Raw genomic sequence first — 17,984 nt, forward strand, 5'->3', positions numbered from 1 at the left:
TCCTTCTACCGCATCTTCAGTTCAACGTTCACATAGAGGCACTGGAAACGATGGAAGCTAACAATTCATTCCTTCCTTCTACCGCATCTTCAGTTCAACTGCGTAACTCCTGACTTCCTGAACAATTCTTAAGGGGATAAGCGCATCGCTCATTTGGGTCAGGGCTGAACGTCGGAAACTATGAGATGAGACACCTTCTAAGCCAACTCGTTTGCAGGCTTTTCTCAATGCCTTGTCTGCTGAATCTGGTTGGAAAGGTTCCCCGAACCGACCGGGAGACAAATAGGGCTGGCCCGTTGCTGGCTGGTAGTTGGTGAGAAGGATTCGTAGATCATCAATGACGGGGATGGTGCGAGTTGCCAGCTTTCCTTTGGTATTCCCCTTTCTAATGATTAGTTTGGGGCGCACTCTTCCTGATGCGTCGTAGACATCCACAGTTCTCAGGGTGCAAGCTTCCTGAATACGGCAGGCACAAAATAAGTAGATGCCGAATAAAGCGCGATCTCGTTCGGTTTGCAAACCCGAATTGAACAGCAACTGGACTTCTTCTACAGATAAAATTTTGGCTTTTCCGTGTCGGTCTATTTTCATGGGCATTACTGGGAAATGTCCATGATCTAAGGTTTAAGTTTGCCAAATACCACTGAGATAAATTAATTCCTAAACAAGGTGATTAAACTTTTATCAAAACCGCATAATTCTCCATTAATAGGGATTCATAATTTTGCAATAACTCACTTGTACAATAAACTTTTTCTTGTTGGGCAACATCAGTGATTTCAACAATTTCATATCCTTCGATAGAACTAATAAATTCAGCGTCGAACAAGTTATAAGTACGAGCTTCAAACCCAAATCGCTCGGCAAAATATTTCTCTAGCTTGAGAAATACGGGAGAGTTTACAATGTCGGGCTTCCAAAAATCGAAGGCAACTAAAGAACCTTTGACTTGAGAATCTCTAAATATTTCTAAAAGGTTTTTCAGGATCGGAATGTCTAGATAGTAAGTGATGCCCTCCATCAGGATATATGATGGCTGTTCGTAAATCCGATCGCCAACTGCTTTTCTCAAATCGCTTAGGTTAGAGGCGTTTTTTAGGTCAGTGGGGAAAAACTCTATTTCACGTTTAGGTAAAATACCTTCTTCCTGCCATTTTTTGAGTTGGCTGCTTTTAAAGTCAATAACGTGTGGATAATCTACTTCAATAGAAGGACATGGCGGTTCTATGAGGAAGGGATAAGAAGTAAATCCGGCAGCAATGTTAATAAAAATGGAATTGGCATTCTCTTTAACGAATGACTGAAGTTTCTCTAAAAAAAACCTACAGCGAAGAGCCAGTTCCAAATCATCGTGAGGATAAACATTTTCAGCGAAATCATCCCATAAGTGAATCGTTTCTGGACTAACCCACAATCCGGAATAACTATCTTTACTGACCTCAGCAGCTCTTGCGCGGGACTGGCTTGAAAGAAAAGCTGTGGCGGAGATATTATTTGGCACTTCCATTCGTTTACTCCTTACCAAGATGCGCTCACGTTTTAGTCTTTAGCCATATTAGGTTAGTTCAAGCCGTCTTACCATGCAATTAGTGTTTAGGGTTCGGTGCAGAAACTGAAAACTATTTCTGAAAATAGGGTCATTCAGAGTAATGACCCTATCTAAAAGGTTGCCCCCAGCGTTCCCAGTTCTCCATATATCTTTTTTAGCCTTTGACAAATAGCCTGAACTCTGCTTAGTTGATTAATTTCTCATAGTGCAACAATCTTTTCTCATACATTCGTTTTCAAACAACCGAGGAATAACTAGAATGACTCCTGCTACCGCTGAGAATGGGTGGATCAACACGCTTGATTCTGATAATCCAGAGGTTATTGCTAAAGCACATCGTATTATTTCCAGCATCCACTACTGCACCCTTTCCACCTGCTCTCCTGATGGCTTTCCCTGGGTATCCCCGATCTTCTTCGCCTATGACGACCATTGGAACATCTTCTGGTCTTCTGCGATCGCAGCCAAGCATTCGCAAAACTTATACTGCAATCAGGGGCGAGCGCTTATCGCCATCTATGATTCCACGAAAGCAGAGGGCAAAGGTGAAGGGCTGTATTTGGCTGGCTCTGCCACCCAAGTAGATCGCGATTCAGTCGCAGATGTCATGCAACGGCTGTTCAAGCGAGCTGGCAGTTCCCCGGATCGAACTCCTCAGGATTATCTCGATGCTTCCCCCCGCAGGATTTATTGCTTTCAACCGCAGGAAGTCTGGGTTACTGGAGAGCGTGTGGTCATCGGGAACCAATTGGTTGATACCAAAATCCCACTAAGTTTGAGCGCGATTCTCGCTCAAAAATAATGGTGGAAAGGTGCGAGCATAAGGGACAGAAACTTTTGGCCTTATTGGGGACTAAATCACTTGAAAGGTATGTCCCAAACCTTGATTCAACCGTAGGAGCAGATCCTTGTAGCCCTTCAAAAAGGTAGCGCTATGAAAGCGCTATGCGCCACAGCCACAACGAGTTTTGTAGTGTGCTTTTTAAACTCTGCCTAAATTAATTGTCTCTACCAGAGCCTTCGATTGGAGTTGAAAGAGGATTTTCTTTCAATCCGGAATACATACATTTCTCAACTGGTGATCGCACTGATGTCCGATCCGTTTCTACATCGTCATACATCCTTTTCCCGACTGTAACCTACTTTTGCCATCCCTCCTGCGGCTTTTCCATGAGGTCTATTGCTTCAAAGGCATAAGTCATCCCGCAGACCGCGCAGATTGCACCCTTTAAGCTTCGCTTCTACCTTGCGGCGTTGCTCTTGAAGCGAAGCGATCGCACTCCTCATCGCTGCCGGATCAGCCTTGAAAAGATAAGCTGCGATCGCTGCCAGCTCAATCTTTGTAATCCTTGTATAGTGTGTGCCGTGTATTCCACAGGATTAGATAGCGATCGCCCTCTCGACTTCCGGCTCCCTACCGGGTGAAGCTTGACTTCGGAGCGCTGAAGTCAAGAGGGCACGTTAGACCGTTGAACGCACTTACGCTTGGCTGCATTGGTGTCGTCGCTTCAATGTGGATTATGAGCGAATCCTTGCTTCTGAGGAAGCAAGGATTCGCTCATAATCCGACTGATGCTACGCAGGCTTGCTGAGACTTTTTGTACTCTCTGTGTATTTCCAAACATCCTCTAGCGTTGCAGAACCTTGATTTATCCCCCTAAATCCTCCTTAAAAAGGGGGACTATGAATTCCATTTCCCCGTTTTTTAAGAGGGTTGGGGAGATCGCACCCCGCTGGAGAGCTGGTGACAACGAAGTTGTGCAAGTAAGTTAATTGGATTTAAAGCTTCCCAAGCACATAGCGATCGCATTCAATCTCACCGACCAGGGTACTTACTTCTATTGCAGCTACGCCCAACAATAGCCAAGAAAAGTCGGAGCTGGAACAACGATCCAAACCCTCAAGCCTGGACCCTAGAATACTCACCATCGGTCAAGATAGCAGCCCCATTACTTATCCAGCATATCCAGCATCGCCATGAGCTGTTCTCGTTCCAGAGGACTTAACTTCTGCAACTGGGCAAGCAAACTTTCGGGCTGGGTGTTCGCTTCCTGCTTCAACTCAGGTGATGGCGGCTGCTTAAACAACAGCTCCTCAATCACCTCCTCAATCGGTCGGCGCTTCTCTTCCGGAGTACAGCGCTCATACAATTTCCGTAATGTCTCCACCTTATGTCCCATCGCATAAGCTAACGACCGAGTTTGGGCGTCATCAAGTCCGACTTGATACGCCCAAGTCGCCCAGAAATACCGCATCATATGGGGTGAAATCCGCTTACCAATAAAACGATGAGAGGTACTTTCAAACGAGCAACCAAACTCTGAAGCTGATGCTCCGATGCCAAGTCTGGGGAGGACAAACACATAGCCCCAAAGCCACTTGGGTGAATTGGCATCCGTTGACAGATAGAAGGTATCCAACGGATTGAATTCAGTTCGCCCACTTGTCACCCAGCGTCCCCGTTGCCCCTTTAACTCCGGCTGCCACCAATCGTAAACCTGTCGATTTTTATAACCATCACAGATCCAACTGCCGTACAAATAGCCTTCTAAGTAATCATAGAAGCAACTGCCGTCAGCTAACTGGCGGTTGGGAACTACTATGGATTGACCGCCGTGAGTCGAGCGGGTTTTGTACTGCTGAATGTCCAGCACCCAGACCCCTTGAGGATAAGGCTTTTTCTCGTGGACATAGGTAAAGTAAAGATAATTGTCCTTAATTGTGCCATCCCAATGTTTTTCACGCACTTGTGCAGGCGGCAGGGGCTGATACAAGCCGTCAGGTGGTACGGATTCTGGACGCTTAACAGGACAAATCAGCGCAATTCTTAAAGTACGGTATTCTTGTTGCCGCCTTGCAGGGATGTCAGCAAGCAGCGACCACTTTAAGTAATCTTGATAGCTTTTAGCAATGGCAAAGCCAGACCGAAATCGACCTCGGCTGTTTCTGGGTCGGCACTCCAGACGCAACGGTTCTACAATTTTGGTTCTAACAACTTCCAGCGCTGTCTCGCCTTCTGCCGTATCCGGCCACTTCTTCTCAAAATCTGAAACAGACTGCCGATTTTTCACCCACTCGCTGATGTCCTTTCTCACTGAACTTAAGTGGTTGTTGAGCGCTTTGAACAGAGGAATCTGCTTATAATCCGCCTCTTCCTCCACCTCACTGGTGTAGAGAAACTTAGCCAGTTCTAAAAGCGCCCCTAACTTATTGCGTTTGGTAGAAGGACTTTTCGAGTGGAGGACTTCTCTCAAGAAACGGAAATAACTGCACAGCCAAATTTCAAGGGTTTGCCTATGCTGTTTCCATAGTTTTGCCTGTTCTTTGCTATTGAGATGTTCTAAGTCTTCTTGCCTAAGCACAGAAATCAAATGTGACAAACGCAGTTGCTCTAACGCAATTGGCGGTGTGCGGTGGTAACAAAACCAGCCAAGCATTAGACGTATATTCTTGGTGTATTCTAATGCGGATAATTCGCTAATTGGGTCAATCACACGGAACGGGCACTCTGGGTCAGTTAAATATTGATAAAAGTCATCCAATTCTTTTTGTAAAGGAGCCGGCGTGTCTTGAGGCTTAAGCGTGTATTTCTGATGCACTGTCCTCCGCTCGGTCAAGGGAGTGTTGGAGGTATGGCCATAGGGATTTTTCATGGATGGACAGGATTGCTGTTTCACTCTCGCCCGCCGCGAACCTCTAGCTGGCCACCACTGTTGTTGTTCGCTCCAACTCAAAAATTGGTTAAATCGATTTCCGTAAGTGTTTTGGCTAGCAATAGACGCTTTTTGGCTCTGGAAAGCCTGCTGTATTGTTTGACGGGCGCTGAGCAGTACTTCAACTCTTAAGCTTTTTAAAAACTCCTTAGCTGCCTCGCTCTCGGCTTTTGTCATCTTTCGACCTGATGTTGCTCTAGTAAAGCCTAATTGTGATAACCAAAACCGTAGGGTAGCGCAACGAAATTCATTAATAACTCGTTTAGCTTTCGACTCTGGATATATCGCTCGAACTTGTTCTTCATACATCTCGAATACTGACCAGCAAGTGAGAGATTCCTGCATAATAAATGCCTCTGATGGTACACAAAAAAATTAAATTGCCATTGAGCTATTATTTAAAAGCTCTCGAATTACGGTGCCAATGATTTAGGTTTTGCTCATTTTTTCATTTCCAGCCTCCTTTACTCTCTTGTTTATTATAGATAGCACTACTCGCTATCGAAGGGAACGAATTCATCGGTGCCTGCGGCAATTAGCTAGATAAATGCTCAACCCTTTTGGAGGATTATTTCTAGCTTCAAAACCCTAGGATTTATTAATAAATAATTAGTGAATACCTAATAAATTTTAGGTATTAAATAAATCCTAATCCTCCGCCTTTCTAGGTTTATTAAAGGCTAAGGATTGAAGCAACCTTTTACTCATCTGGGGAGGGCGAGTCATTTAGCTCTTACTTAGTAGCTCCAGACCTGTAGTCCAAGTAGAAACGTAAGTTTCACTCGGTCTTCGTTGTCAGTTCGGAGATCGTCAGCAGACCCTGACCGATTCGCTCAACCAATTCACTGCGAGAAATATTTAAACAAGCACTGAATTCATTTAATCCTGTCAAAGCGGTTGGGGTAAGACTTAAAGAAACAATTTTTTTGAGTTCGTCATAGGTTTCAGGCTGACCTCGCATTGATTTCCTTCCTTTACAACTCGCCTTTTTCTCGTGTTTTAAGCGGGGTCTACCTTTTCTTTTGATTTTTTTTTGCTTGGACATGATTATCTGTAGACTTCAACAAGGTTTTAAAGAGCCAAAGAGCCAAAGTTTTCTACCCTATACCCAAATCAAGTGAGCTAGGAGCGAAAATCAATGAGTATCCCTGCAACTAGGTATTAAACTCTGCCGAACTTTGCCAGTCCAGTTGCGTTGAATTCCTAGTAGCGAGGCTTATTCGTGTGGCTTAAAAGCTAGGTATTGGCTCTTCTTTTTAGTTACTGGATCAGACTATCAGAGTATTTTTGGCTCGTGTTAGAAGCGTACAATTTTCGAGTTTTGTGTAAATTTACCGTTACAATATGAAGTTTAATGACAGAACCAGCATTCATTAAATTATTGGGTTCTTCATTACTTGGTCTGCCAAACTATTAGTTTAAAGGGCTGAAAAGTCTGGAATAGAAACCTTTGGGGCTTCTTAGCGCCTCTACCGCTAAAAATAATTGAAAATAATGCCCAAACTCTTGCTGTGCAGGAGTTTGGGGCATCGCCGGAGGCGGATTAGCATATCAGGTACGGAAGAGCCAATTATTTTGACGTCCCAAACCCTTTGTTTGAACGCTTGCCTTTTTCGCCTTTACGTGCGGCATTAGCTTGTGCTGTTCTGACCTTCAAATAGTCTTGGCATTGGGCTAGCCCGACTCCAGATTTCAGTAATTGGATGAGGGTAACGGAGAAGGCTTCGTCAAGAAATAAAAAATTTTCGTCTTCGTTGTTGGAGTAGCGCAAACTAGCTTTAATCCCTTCGGGTTCTCTAAGCTGCTTCAGGGTAGTCTGCTCCGCTTGATATAGCTGCAACCCATTTTTGGGGGTATGTTCGTTCCATTGGTTGAGTAGTAAGATAGCTTCCAAAGTCAACCAGGCTTGAGATGGGCAGTCGAAAGCCAATATCCATTTGCATAGTGAATTTTGGTTAATTTTTGCCTCTGCCCACATATCCTTGATAAGCTCATGAAGCTTCGCAGATATCTTGCCGGGTCTATACTGCCTTTCAGTTGGAGGTTTGAACCCTGAGTCGGTTACAATTCCTGAGCTTTCTAGGAGGTAATACTCAATCCATAGAGCTTGGGTTCTGTATATTTTCTTGAATTTGGCAAATCTCTCTTGTTGATCGGGACTAACCAGAATGTCGCCGTTCTTTCGTAGTAGGTCTGGTAGGTACTTGGCTGCTGTTATGTAGTTTTCCTCTTTCCTATCTTTGGGATTACCGTTGGAATTTTTCTCTTTGCATCCGACGCGATCTACGTTCTTGTTTGCGCTAGCGCGATCGCTATTCTTACTGTCGGAATTTCCCCTTTTGCACCATAGGCGATCAACACCGTTAACCTTCCTGTAACGAATAGGCAGGTGCCTCAGTTGATTTATTGACGCGAAAGCCTTCCTTGCTGACTCTGGGCAGGAAAAATGTTCGCGAACGCTGGTTTCAATCGTAATTCCGTTTTCATCAACTCTCATCCTTGAGTTGAGAAATTGAATCGCATCAAAGTGAGCTGGTTTCAGAAGCTTGTGAATGTCCTCTCCAAACTTCAACTCTTGCACCTTAATCTGTTTACCCTGCAAAGCTGTTAACCAGTCTAATGTTTCTTCAGGAACCGGAGTGCAGTCATCGATTAGGGTCTTGGAATCGTTAAAGTCTTTCTTCATGGTTAAGGTGGGGAATTGTTCTGGTTGGCAAGGTGATGAGTTAATTTCTGGTTCCCAATAAAGTTGGGTTCTTATTTCGAGTTTCTGGTTTCTTACGCTGGTCATGCTCTAGAGAAGCGTGGGATAGGTTGCTGCGGGAGCTGGGTCACTCGTTGTGCAATCCTAGCAACTCTCGCAGTTCTTCCTCGGATGCGATCTCTCTCCACCCCCCAGCGGCCTCGACATGTTGCAACATCGCTTCTATTGCTAGCGATACCAAGACTTCCTTGCGAATCTTACGCCCCATAGAACGGCGGGTCTGTTTCACGGCATCATCCAAGGCGTCGTTCAATGGCTCTGGTATCCTCACCGATAAGGGATACAGGGGAGGTGTCTTGGTATCTTCTGATTCTTGCTTCGATGTACCAGAATCCTGATTCCTGATTACTGATTCTTGATTATTTTTTCCAGATTCATGAATCTTGATTACTGAATCAGCTTTCTTGAATCCTGAATCTTCTTGAGGAGCTTCGTTGGATGGTTCAGTAGCAACGGCTTCTTTTTGGGAGTCGTTGAACAGTTGCAGTGGGTTACGCTGTCCCATGCGTTTTTTACTTCCTGCCACGTTTGTTTAACCCCCATTCCTTTATCACTTCACCAGCTAATGCTTTGAAGGCACTGGCACCTTTACTTTTGGAAGCATACTCAAATATAGATTGCCCGTGTCCAGCACTTTCTGCGATCGCCACGTTTTCTGGAATGGAGATTCGCAGTAGATTGAATCGGTTGTCGCTGACTAGCACGGAGTCCGCTTCCGCTGTCATGTTCAACGCTGGTTTATATCGGCTACGCAAAACATCAACGGGAACATCTGGATTAACATCTTTTAAAGTGTCCAGCACTTGAGCCAACCCTACCAGCACTAGGGGGTCTGCCAGTACCGGCACGAGAACTCTATCGGCTACTACGAGTGCGGCAACTGTAGCAGGGACGAGGGAAGGGGGACAATCTAGTAGCACTAAGTCGCAATCCAGTTTGCTAATGGCTTTACGTAAAATCTCTGGGGAATCCCATTCCACGTAAGCCGTATCCGTTCCGCCGGGAATTAAGGGCACAGCGGTATCGGTTCGGATAACATCTTCCCCCTCTAACCAGCGGTCAAACCCCGGTTGTTTTCCTGGCACTAATCCCAAAGCATAGGTAGCGGAGCCTTGGGCATCCATGTCTACCAGCACTACTTTGATTTTCTGCTGTTGTAATCCTGAACCTAAGTTGACACAGGTACAGGTTTTTCCCACGCCCCCTTTCTGGGACGCGATCGCGATTGTCAGCATTTTTAAATTCACCCTTCACAGGTTTAGCATAACTGACATTCAGGAATCTTAGAATAAAGAATCATGATTCTTTATTCTAGGATAAGAGCTAATATTTAAGAATTACTGAATCATGATTCGTAAAAATGTTAACCCATCTGTTGAATAACAGATTATTTGTCGTCATTAACACATCAGTGTCGCTCTATGGTAAAACTTCCGCAGCTCAGGCTATTTCAATGATTGCAAGCTCGTAGACACACAGCATAAGTATAGTCTTCCTATCGTTGTCCCAAGAGAACCTTTATCGCCACGACATAGGTAAGATGAGAATTACATCGATTTAAAAGTTTAACGATATTAATTTGATAACACGACAAATAATTTGTTATCCGACAGCAGTTTAGTAAATACTAAATGAAAATGTTAAGAAGCAGGCGCACTCAGATTAAAAACTCTGCTAAACAACTCCAGCAAGAAAGCGAGTTGCAATCTCCAGCTTTATTAGAACTAGCTAGAATTCTTTATGCTCGTTTAAACGAGCAAGGATTTGAATTTCCCAATGAAATCAAAAAAAGCTATCCAGAATTAGAAAAGTTTTTAACCACTAAGCTAGCAACATTCGCCGCCGAAGCCTTGCTGGAGCAGATTAATTTTAAAGACCTACCTGTAGAGGATATAACTGCTCTACTAGGAATTCAAAAACAACCGATACCCGTAACCGAACCCAAGCTGTCAACCTTAGAAGAGATTCCTTCCTCATCTCCCTTCAGAGTAGGAGTAGAATCTTGCTACCGAACTGATAAATGGAAAAATAGCCCTGACAACTGGGGAGTTTTTGAATCTCCTTGCAAAAATAAACCTAGCAATAGTGTAGAAGTTTATATATCAGGGGGGAATGATGGCGAAATATTAGCGCTTGAAGCCGCCTTGCAAATCATCGATCTAATTGGCATAGATGCAGCAAAACTTCAGTTAGTTTTTGCTTCGCATCTACTTAATCAGCCTAACCCTTGTCTTGCTAAGTTTTCTTTGAAAGGAAGCGAAGTCATCAAACAAATAGGCTGGGATAAAAAACATCGGTTAACCGTTTCTGAAAAGCTAGCTCAACTTGCCAGCATTTCCTTCCATTTAGGAAGAATGCTGATGAGCTGTACGTGGGTTGAAGGAAAGCCCAAAGGCAATAAAGTTAATGCCAGTGTTAGCGTCTCTCCTCTGTGGGTTGTTAAGACAGATGTGATAGGGCAAAAGAACTTACTCACAGGGAAAGTAGAGCAGCCTGATGAGATTTATATCACTGTCAGCCCTGGTCCTTGGGTTGATAGCTGGTTAAACCGTGTTGGAGCAAGAGCTGGTACGGCATTATGTCAGTTTGGCTGGCTAGCTACGAACATCTTAAAAATTGACCCCTACCACGATGAACTTGCTCTCAAGCTGGCAATTCACCTGACCATGTTAAGCCGGATCAAGGCTAGGGATATAAAACCCTACGAACATAAAGTAGGGGAGCTTTTAGAGGCGGTAGAACTGGAATCCCGAATTAATGCAGCTCGTCTTGACAAATACAAAGCCCGCGATTTAAAGAATGACTGGAATAATGCCCTGAGCCTGCTGAAGAGTTTGGGTTGGCGGGTCATGTTTGATGATGCCACCTACCCAGAATGGTTGAGACCTAATAGGGAAGCTGAAAAACCCTCGGGCTGGAAAGAGAAGAAAATCATTGATTGGTTGTGGAAAGCCAAGTTGACGATTAAACCACCAGAACCAATTCCAGCCCTGCTAGCAACCAAGAGTGAACCATTACAACTGAAGCCAGTTACATCCAAGTCAGAGCCTATCTTGACAGGGGCTGATATCCGCAAGCAAAGGGAAGCCAAAGGAGTAAGCCAAACAGCTCTGGCTGAGTGGGCGGGTAAAACCAAAGCTTGGCTGTGTATGGTGGAGAAGGGCAAACGAAAGATAGGCCCGAAAGAAGCAAAAGAGCTTTGGGCAGGTATTGACTTTTTGGCAAATAAGTTAGCCCAACCATGAATTTACTTTCACCCAATAGAATTTTGGATTTGGGATTGTAAAACCCAAACCCCAAAAGGATTTCGGATTTTAAATCAGGTAGGTCACGCCCCAAAAGGGTGTTAACACCCTTTTGGGTAAATGGTTAACAGCTTTGTTAACTAAAAAAACTTGCTAAAAACAGCGTAAAACCTTTGTATAGCAAGAGTTTCAGCGGTTAACAGAAAATGCCCCATCTCATCACCAAAACGCCCCATCTCATCACCAAAACGCCCCATCTCATCACCAAACTTTTTTGAAACTTTGGCGGTGTAAAGCTTTCAGCCTTTGTTAACATCCCGATCAGTCTGATAAGACTGATGGGAGTGCTAAGTGGTTTTAGCGGAAGGTGCGATAAAGGGTTATTCCACCATGCCGGAATGGCCATCGTGAAGATTTCTCTGTTACGCACAAGTGCATCCTTGGTACTCAGTCAGTCCCAACAAAGAATAAGAGCGCGATCGCTCCCCCTTTTTCTTTTTCCTCTCTTGCCTGCCATACCCGCACACAAGGGTGTGCCAGCAGTAAAGGGGTGAAGGTTGATGGCTGGAAAATACACCCCTACAAAGCGCAGCAATCCTTGTGAGATTTGTGGTAACACTTCAGGGAAGTGCCGCACATCAGAGATTGACTTTGGCGGGAAACCAGCGACTCTGCATCTGTGCATGGAGTACCCTGATGATGCTGGTTCTCCCAACTTCAAGTACCTGAATCAAACCAAGGACGGTCTGTGGGGCAAGTATGTCTCCGTAAATGACTGCGACCAGAAACCTAGTTCAGAGGAAGAGAGGGAACGCTGGCGACGGGAGAGGGAAATTCGCTCCCAACAACGCCTTGAACAGGAGAAGCGTAAGTGCGCTCAGTTACTTAGTGAGGTAGAGCGCGACAAGGAAATTCGTAAGATTTTAGGACAATTGTCGCTTAGTGATGCCCATAGAGCGCATCTCAAGAGCGATCGCAGTTTCACCGACTCTCAAATTCGCGCCGGAATGTACCGGAGCGTCGATAAATTTCAAAAATTACAGCAAGAGATTAATTACAGGCTAGCCGGGGTAAATGTTTCTGGCTGGTCACTAAACAACCCCGACTCAGGCATTATCTGCCCAATCTTCAACTCAATGGGGTTGATTGTAGGTTGGCAGCTCCGCTTAGATGGAGAGCATGAGGGGGGACGGTATCGCTGGCCTACAAGCGCCAGCAAGAAGCGTCCTCATGGTTCAACAGCCCATTTAGTCATCGAGGACAAATTAGAGCTGCCCATCGCCTTCTGGCGGCCTCTAGATGGCATGAAACGTGCCGACTCCATTGGGATTGCAGAAGGAACAGGATTTAAGCCTTTCCTAACTTCCCAACGGTTCGGTCAAATCGTCCTCGGCGCTGCTGGGGGTAATTTTGCCTCAAGCCCTGAACTATTCAAACGCGAGCTGGATGCCGCCTCAAAGGAGCTAGGAGGGGCCAATAAGGTCAGTTTGTATGTCGATGCTGGCGCGGTCGGTAAAGACCAGGTAATGAACCAGTATCGACGCACCTATGAGCTAGTTCAAAGCTGGGGGTATACATTGCAAGTGGCATGGTGGGGTCAGATTTCCTCAACCGCGCCAGATAGTGACGAACTTGAACCCACCCAAATCGAGGCTGTTAGGTACATTAGCTGGGAAGAGCTAAGAGCGATCGCCTCTAAATCCCAAACAGGCTCCAAACGAGAAAAACAACGCAGCAAGCACCAAAAAAGCTTTTTCAACTGGGTGGAATCGGGTGACGTTCTAACTGATACTCAACCAGATTCAGAACCAAATTCAGAACCAGATTCAGAACCAGATTCAGAACCAGATTCAGAACTATATGAAGCCTACAAAGAACAACAAGCAGAACAAAAATTAATCGCTGATGCCCAAGAAAAGGAACGAGAACGACAAAGTAAGGAAGATTACGAACGCCGAGTTGCAGATGCACAGCAAAGCTTAAATAATCTCACTTATCCTGTCAACATCTCGCTGCATACACAATACCTACCTGAAAACCTCATAGACCAAATCCCTGACTCCGGCATTATTAACCTAAAAGCCCGGAAAGGTGGGGGAAAGAGTACGTTAATTAAACGTCTCATTACCCTCTGGAAAAGCCAATCTCGCCCCGTGATTAGCATTACACCACGCATTGCTTTAGGACGAGAACAAGCTTTCAAATGGGACATCACATGGATTGATGAGTGTGGTGTTGTGGGACAATCTTCCTTAACCAATTCTATGCTGGGTGAAGAACCAGCTCTAGGTTTATGTTGGGATTCTTTCTGGAAGATTACTCATCGGGATTGGCACAAAGCGGTAATTATCATTGATGAAGCAGAATTAGGACTATCTCACCTAGCAACCAGCAGCACTTGCGAAGACAAACGGGCGTATATCTTTAATGGATTTGAGAGAAGCATTAAAGAAGTTCTCAATACCGGGGGATTGGTAATTTTAAGCGATGCGGATTTAACCGATATTCCCTGTAATTACATTAAAACGCTCGCCCCCGAAGCGTCCGCGTCCGTGTTTACCATCGTTAATACCCACAAGGGAGAACCTTGGGATATCGAATTTTACTTTAGTAAACGGGGAGATGTTGTCTCAAGAATCGAATCTAACTTGTTGATGGGAATTCGTACAGCAGTAGCAACTGATTCTCAAGCAGAAGCGGAAGCATTGGAATGCAAGCTTATACAATATCACCCAGGTGCCAAAATAGTCAGAATCGACAGCACCGTTACTGAAACCAAATTCGGTCAAGAATTTGTCAAAGACCCTAATAAGGGTATTTTGGATAGTAAGCCCGATATCCTTATTTATACGCCTTCAATGGGTGTCGGTGTGAGTATTGAGGTGGAATGGTTCCACGAAGTCGTGGGGCTGTTTTTTGGGGCGCTGGAGCCATCGCAGTGTCGTCAAATGTTGGCTCGCATTCGCTTCCCCATTCCCCGGATTATCTATTGTACCGATGCCCGCCACGACAATATTGGTTGCAAGTCGTTTCTGCCAGAAATAATCAAAAAGCAGATGCTACATTTCCACAAGGAAACTTCCTTGAACGTGCTGGATTTAGTACATTCTTTGGCATCAGAGATTGCAGCATCCAATAATGATGTCGATATGGTTCAAGCAATGAAAGATGCTCTAGATCGTCTCTGGGATAAAGAGAAACAAGAGTGGAATAGTCCTCACATCGACTTATATTGCAACATCCAAGCACGGCGCAATTTTGGGATGTTCCAGCTGGCGGTGCAATTGTATCAGGAGTTAATTGAGGAAGGACATAATCTCACTCGCTGTTCGGGAAAAAGCGATGCATTTAGTAAGGAATTGGCTGAACAAAAGATAGAAAATAAACAGCAATTAGCAGCTTCAATAGCTAATGCTGAACCTATCCCTATTGAACAGGCACGCGGAATTAAAAACAATCCCAATTCTACTCAAGAGGATAGACGTAAGGCAGAACGGGCTTTTCTCCTCGATGCACTACCTGGAGTGGAATTGAGTGCTGATTTTATCTATAAAGCATCTATTGAAAACCGAGGGCGCTGGTTATCTGCTGTACGGTTGTTTTGGAGAATGCAGAATCCAGATAAGGTTAAGGTGTTGGATGAGAAGACTTGGCGAAGTCACCTTTCTCAACTCATGGTCTACTTGCCCGATATCCGCACCTACAGTTTACAAGTGGAAGTGTTGAGAGAGTTGCTAGAACCCGAACTGCTTACTCCGGGTATTAAACTTTGTAATGACTCGCAACCTCTAAAACGCTTGATGCAGCGTGCTTTAGGAATCCGACGTCGGCTCAAGGTTGCTTTTGATTTGCATGTTCATAAAGATTCTGACCCTATAAAGCTATGGGGCAAATTGCTGGAGAAAGTCGGGATAGAGACGAAGTTTGTAGCCCGTCGTGATAACGTGCGGTACTACGGTATCTGCGAAGTATCTCTCAACGATGCTGACCGAGTTGCTGTGCTGGAGGCGTTAAATCGTAAGTATCGAGATTTGGAGATTAAAAAGCCTGAAACGGTTACTAAGTCTACTGTTGAAGCTTGCCAGATCCCGCCTGTAATTGTAAATAATAGGGTGGAAGTGGCAAGCCAAATAGAGGTTGATACAGCACTAGAAACGGTAAGTGGGGTTTGGGAACAGGGTGCTACTGATTCTTTAGCAACTCCTTCATGCGATGCTGCTACACCGCAACCCAAAGTAGAGCATCCAATTGTGCGCTACCTGGGCAAGCTGTACCGATTTTTACGGCGAAATGGAAACACAGCCCTGCTTTTAAATATAGGAGGCAGCACACCCGTTGATTGGTTCCGGAAGCGATTCGGCTGCGATGCGATGGTGCAGTTTGATGATTTGATTTGGGATGGTTGAGGGATTCGGCTGCTTGAGTAGCTGATTTCAATCCCTGATAATGGGACTTAGACATTTTATAGCCCCCAAAAGGGCTGAAAACCTTTCTTAGCAAGGAAAAGAGGTTGGTAGACCAAAAATGCCTGAAACCCTTGTGAATACTAGATTTATGCTTATTAAAGCTAAAAGTCTTTCTCAATCTAGGTTTAAAGCCATTTTTGTATAAATTTTTGTCTAAACCCCACTAACTTTTGTCTGCAATCATAACTGCATAAGTCCAATGAGTCTAGAGCTATGAACTTATGTCAATCAAAGCCACTTAGCTCTCCTGACTTTTTGGTGATAAACAAACCTTATGTTTTTGTCATGCTGCAACGAAAGGAACCGCAACGCTATCGCTCAAGGGGAAACTCTCTTCGCATCTCGGAGATTCTGCAAACTGAGCATTGCAGCTGCTGGAGCAGCTGCAATGCTAACGCCTCACGGAGCCTGCCTTTAAGCGAAGGGTTCCGCTCAGAATGACAAAGAATGTAGTGTTTAATACATTTTTACTCTAATCCTAGGAGAGCCAACCACCATTATTAATTGCACTATTTCCGGAGGAATGTAATTAATGATTGCCGTTATGAAATCCAGCACTCTTAAGACCGACGCCAAAAATTCGTGCGTGGGCGCACCGAGCGTTTTTAGAGATGAAAGAGTACCCCTAGGGGTATTAGCTCTAGCAATGCAGCCCTGTCAAGGTGAGAAATCATTAATCCAGATTACTTGTTAAGAATTGAAACAGAAAAGTGGCACTTTGCGTAAAACTACCGATATGGAACTGAGTAGTAAATAGATGCTGCTACTTTACACCTCCAGATTGTCCATAGACCAGTATTTCCATAGAAGAGGAGACTGTGAAAAAAATTCTGGTGATTGAAGATAGAGCAGAAACCCTAAATCTTTTTCTAAAATGTCTTAAAGCTGAAGGTTTCTACACTATAGGTGCTGAAAACGGCCTTATCGGTGTCCAACAGGCAGAACAAGAGTTACCCGATTTGATAATAAGCGACATTACCATGCCGGAACTCGATGGTTATGGCGTAGCTCTAGCAATGCAGCCCTGTCAAGGTGAGAAATCATTAATCCAGATTACTTGTTAAGAATTGAAACAGAAAAGTGGCACTTTGCGTAAAACTACCGATATGGAACTGAGTAGTAAATAGATGCTGCTACTTTACACCTCCAGATTGTCCATAGACCAGTATTTGCATGGAAGAGGAGACTGTGAAAAAAATTCTGGTGATTGAAGATAGAGCAGAAACCCTAAATCTTTTTCTAAAATGTCTTAAAGCTGAAGGTTTCTACACTATAGGTGCTGAAAACGGCCTTATCGGTGTCCAACAGGCAGAACAAGAGTTACCCGATTTGATAATAAGCGACATTACCATGCCGGAACTCGATGGTTATGGCGTCCTAACAACACTGCGCCAAAACCCTGCCACAGCAATTATCCCCTTGATTTTTCTCACTGCCAAAGCAAATCGAGCCGACATCCGCAAAGGCATGGAGTTGGGAGCGGATGACTATCTTACTAAGCCCTGTACGGTAAATGAATTAGTAAAGGCGATCACAGCCTGCTTGGAAAAACGAACCACCCTCCAGCAGTGTTATACCGCACAATCCCAGCTGGTCCTAGAAGCACCATCTGCTGACAGTGTAAGTTCGGCTGGCTCTCAGCCGACTTTTCCGTCCGACTCTCAGTTGAGTGAGGTCTTCCGCTTCATTGAGGCAAATTATCACCAGCCAATTACCCTCAGCGACGTGGCTCAGGCAGTTGGTTACTCCCCAGGTTACCTTACTAAACTGGTGCGACGCCAAACGGGACAAACCGTGCAAAGCTGGATTATCAAGCGCCGGATGATAGCAGCATGCTACTTGCTACTGGAGACCTCAGAGAAAGTGGAGGAGATTGCTGCTAAGGTGGGCTATCAATGTGCAGTTCATTTCTTCCGCCAGTTTCGCCAACATCAGGGAACAACTCCCCAAGCCTGGAGAAAGGAACGTTGCAGCTATAGCAATCCGACTTGAATTGTGAAACTTTAGTATTTTTTAACAATTTAGCCAGAAAACAACTAGAGAAATTTTTCAATTACTCTCGTTCACGAATGGCTGAGGATTGCTATACATCCAGCATAAAAAAGTGGCTGTCCTGGCTTTTGGGTGATTAGCAAACTTTATGTTTTATGTCATCCTGAGCAAAACGCTCCTAGAGTGAAGCATCTCGGAGATTCTTCGCTTTACTAAGTTTCGCTCAGAATGACACAATTTGTATTGTATGTACCA

Annotated in this window: 12 protein-coding genes; 5 read left to right on the top strand and 7 right to left on the bottom strand. The window is 44.7% G+C overall.

Features of this window, described 5'->3' with window-relative positions:
* Nucleotides 1-78: 78 nt before the first annotated feature.
* Entirely contained in the window at nucleotides 79-591 is a 513-nt protein-coding gene (locus H6F66_RS00550; protein ID WP_190417195.1) for a site-specific integrase, read from the bottom strand.
* An 82-nt stretch (nucleotides 592-673) separates the two neighbouring features.
* The gene (locus tag H6F66_RS00555; protein ID WP_190417197.1) at nucleotides 674-1,507 is read right to left on the bottom strand and encodes a class I SAM-dependent methyltransferase; all 834 of its coding nucleotides are present in this window, start codon (nucleotides 1,505-1,507) and stop codon (nucleotides 674-676) included.
* A 301-nt stretch (nucleotides 1,508-1,808) separates the two neighbouring features.
* Between H6F66_RS00555 and H6F66_RS00560 the strand changes: the two genes are divergently transcribed.
* Complete coding sequence (locus tag H6F66_RS00560) at nucleotides 1,809-2,351, top strand: pyridoxamine 5'-phosphate oxidase family protein (RefSeq protein ID WP_190417199.1); 543 nt, start codon at nucleotides 1,809-1,811, stop codon at nucleotides 2,349-2,351.
* Between the two features lie 1,147 nt (nucleotides 2,352-3,498).
* Here H6F66_RS00560 and H6F66_RS00565 read toward each other — a convergent pair.
* The 5 genes from H6F66_RS00565 to H6F66_RS00585 all read right to left on the bottom strand — a co-directional run bounded on the left by H6F66_RS00565 (nucleotide 3,499) and on the right by H6F66_RS00585 (nucleotide 9,273).
* Entirely contained in the window at nucleotides 3,499-5,607 is a 2,109-nt protein-coding gene (locus tag H6F66_RS00565; RefSeq protein ID WP_190417201.1) for a site-specific integrase, read from the bottom strand.
* A 433-nt stretch (nucleotides 5,608-6,040) separates the two neighbouring features.
* Nucleotides 6,041-6,223, bottom strand: a complete 183-nt coding sequence (locus H6F66_RS00570) for a hypothetical protein (protein ID WP_190417204.1) — start codon at nucleotides 6,221-6,223, stop codon at nucleotides 6,041-6,043.
* 609 nt (nucleotides 6,224-6,832) lie between these two features.
* Nucleotides 6,833-8,053: a hypothetical protein gene (locus tag H6F66_RS00575; protein ID WP_190417206.1), complete on the bottom strand. Its 1,221-nt coding sequence runs from the start codon at nucleotides 8,051-8,053 to the stop codon at nucleotides 6,833-6,835.
* A 40-nt stretch (nucleotides 8,054-8,093) separates the two neighbouring features.
* On the bottom strand, nucleotides 8,094-8,531 hold the full coding sequence (locus tag H6F66_RS00580; protein ID WP_190417208.1) for a hypothetical protein: 438 nt from the start codon (nucleotides 8,529-8,531) through the stop codon (nucleotides 8,094-8,096).
* Nucleotides 8,532-8,538: 7 nt separating this feature from the next.
* Nucleotides 8,539-9,273, bottom strand: coding sequence for a ParA family protein (locus H6F66_RS00585; RefSeq protein WP_190417210.1), 735 nt, complete (start codon nucleotides 9,271-9,273; stop codon nucleotides 8,539-8,541).
* 384 nt (nucleotides 9,274-9,657) lie between these two features.
* Here H6F66_RS00585 and H6F66_RS00590 point away from each other — a divergent pair, with 384 nt between their 5' ends.
* The 4 genes from H6F66_RS00590 to H6F66_RS00605 all read left to right on the top strand — a co-directional run bounded on the left by H6F66_RS00590 (nucleotide 9,658) and on the right by H6F66_RS00605 (nucleotide 17,729).
* On the top strand, nucleotides 9,658-11,271 hold the full coding sequence (locus H6F66_RS00590; RefSeq protein ID WP_190447307.1) for a helix-turn-helix transcriptional regulator: 1,614 nt from the start codon (nucleotides 9,658-9,660) through the stop codon (nucleotides 11,269-11,271).
* 560 nt (nucleotides 11,272-11,831) lie between these two features.
* Complete coding sequence (locus H6F66_RS00595; RefSeq protein WP_190417214.1) at nucleotides 11,832-15,677, top strand: plasmid replication protein, CyRepA1 family; 3,846 nt, start codon at nucleotides 11,832-11,834, stop codon at nucleotides 15,675-15,677.
* Nucleotides 15,678-16,555: 878 nt separating this feature from the next.
* Nucleotides 16,556-16,801, top strand: coding sequence for a response regulator (locus H6F66_RS00600; protein ID WP_347269312.1), 246 nt, complete (start codon nucleotides 16,556-16,558; stop codon nucleotides 16,799-16,801).
* A gap of 109 nt (nucleotides 16,802-16,910) precedes the next feature.
* Nucleotides 16,911-17,729: a DNA-binding response regulator gene (locus H6F66_RS00605; RefSeq protein ID WP_190417216.1), complete on the top strand. Its 819-nt coding sequence runs from the start codon at nucleotides 16,911-16,913 to the stop codon at nucleotides 17,727-17,729.
* The last annotated feature ends 255 nt before the right edge of the window (nucleotides 17,730-17,984 follow it).

It is taken from the genome of Trichocoleus sp. FACHB-6, assembly GCF_014695815.1.
GTDB classification, from domain to species: Bacteria; Cyanobacteriota; Cyanobacteriia; order Cyanobacteriales; family FACHB-T130; genus Funiculus; species Funiculus sociatus.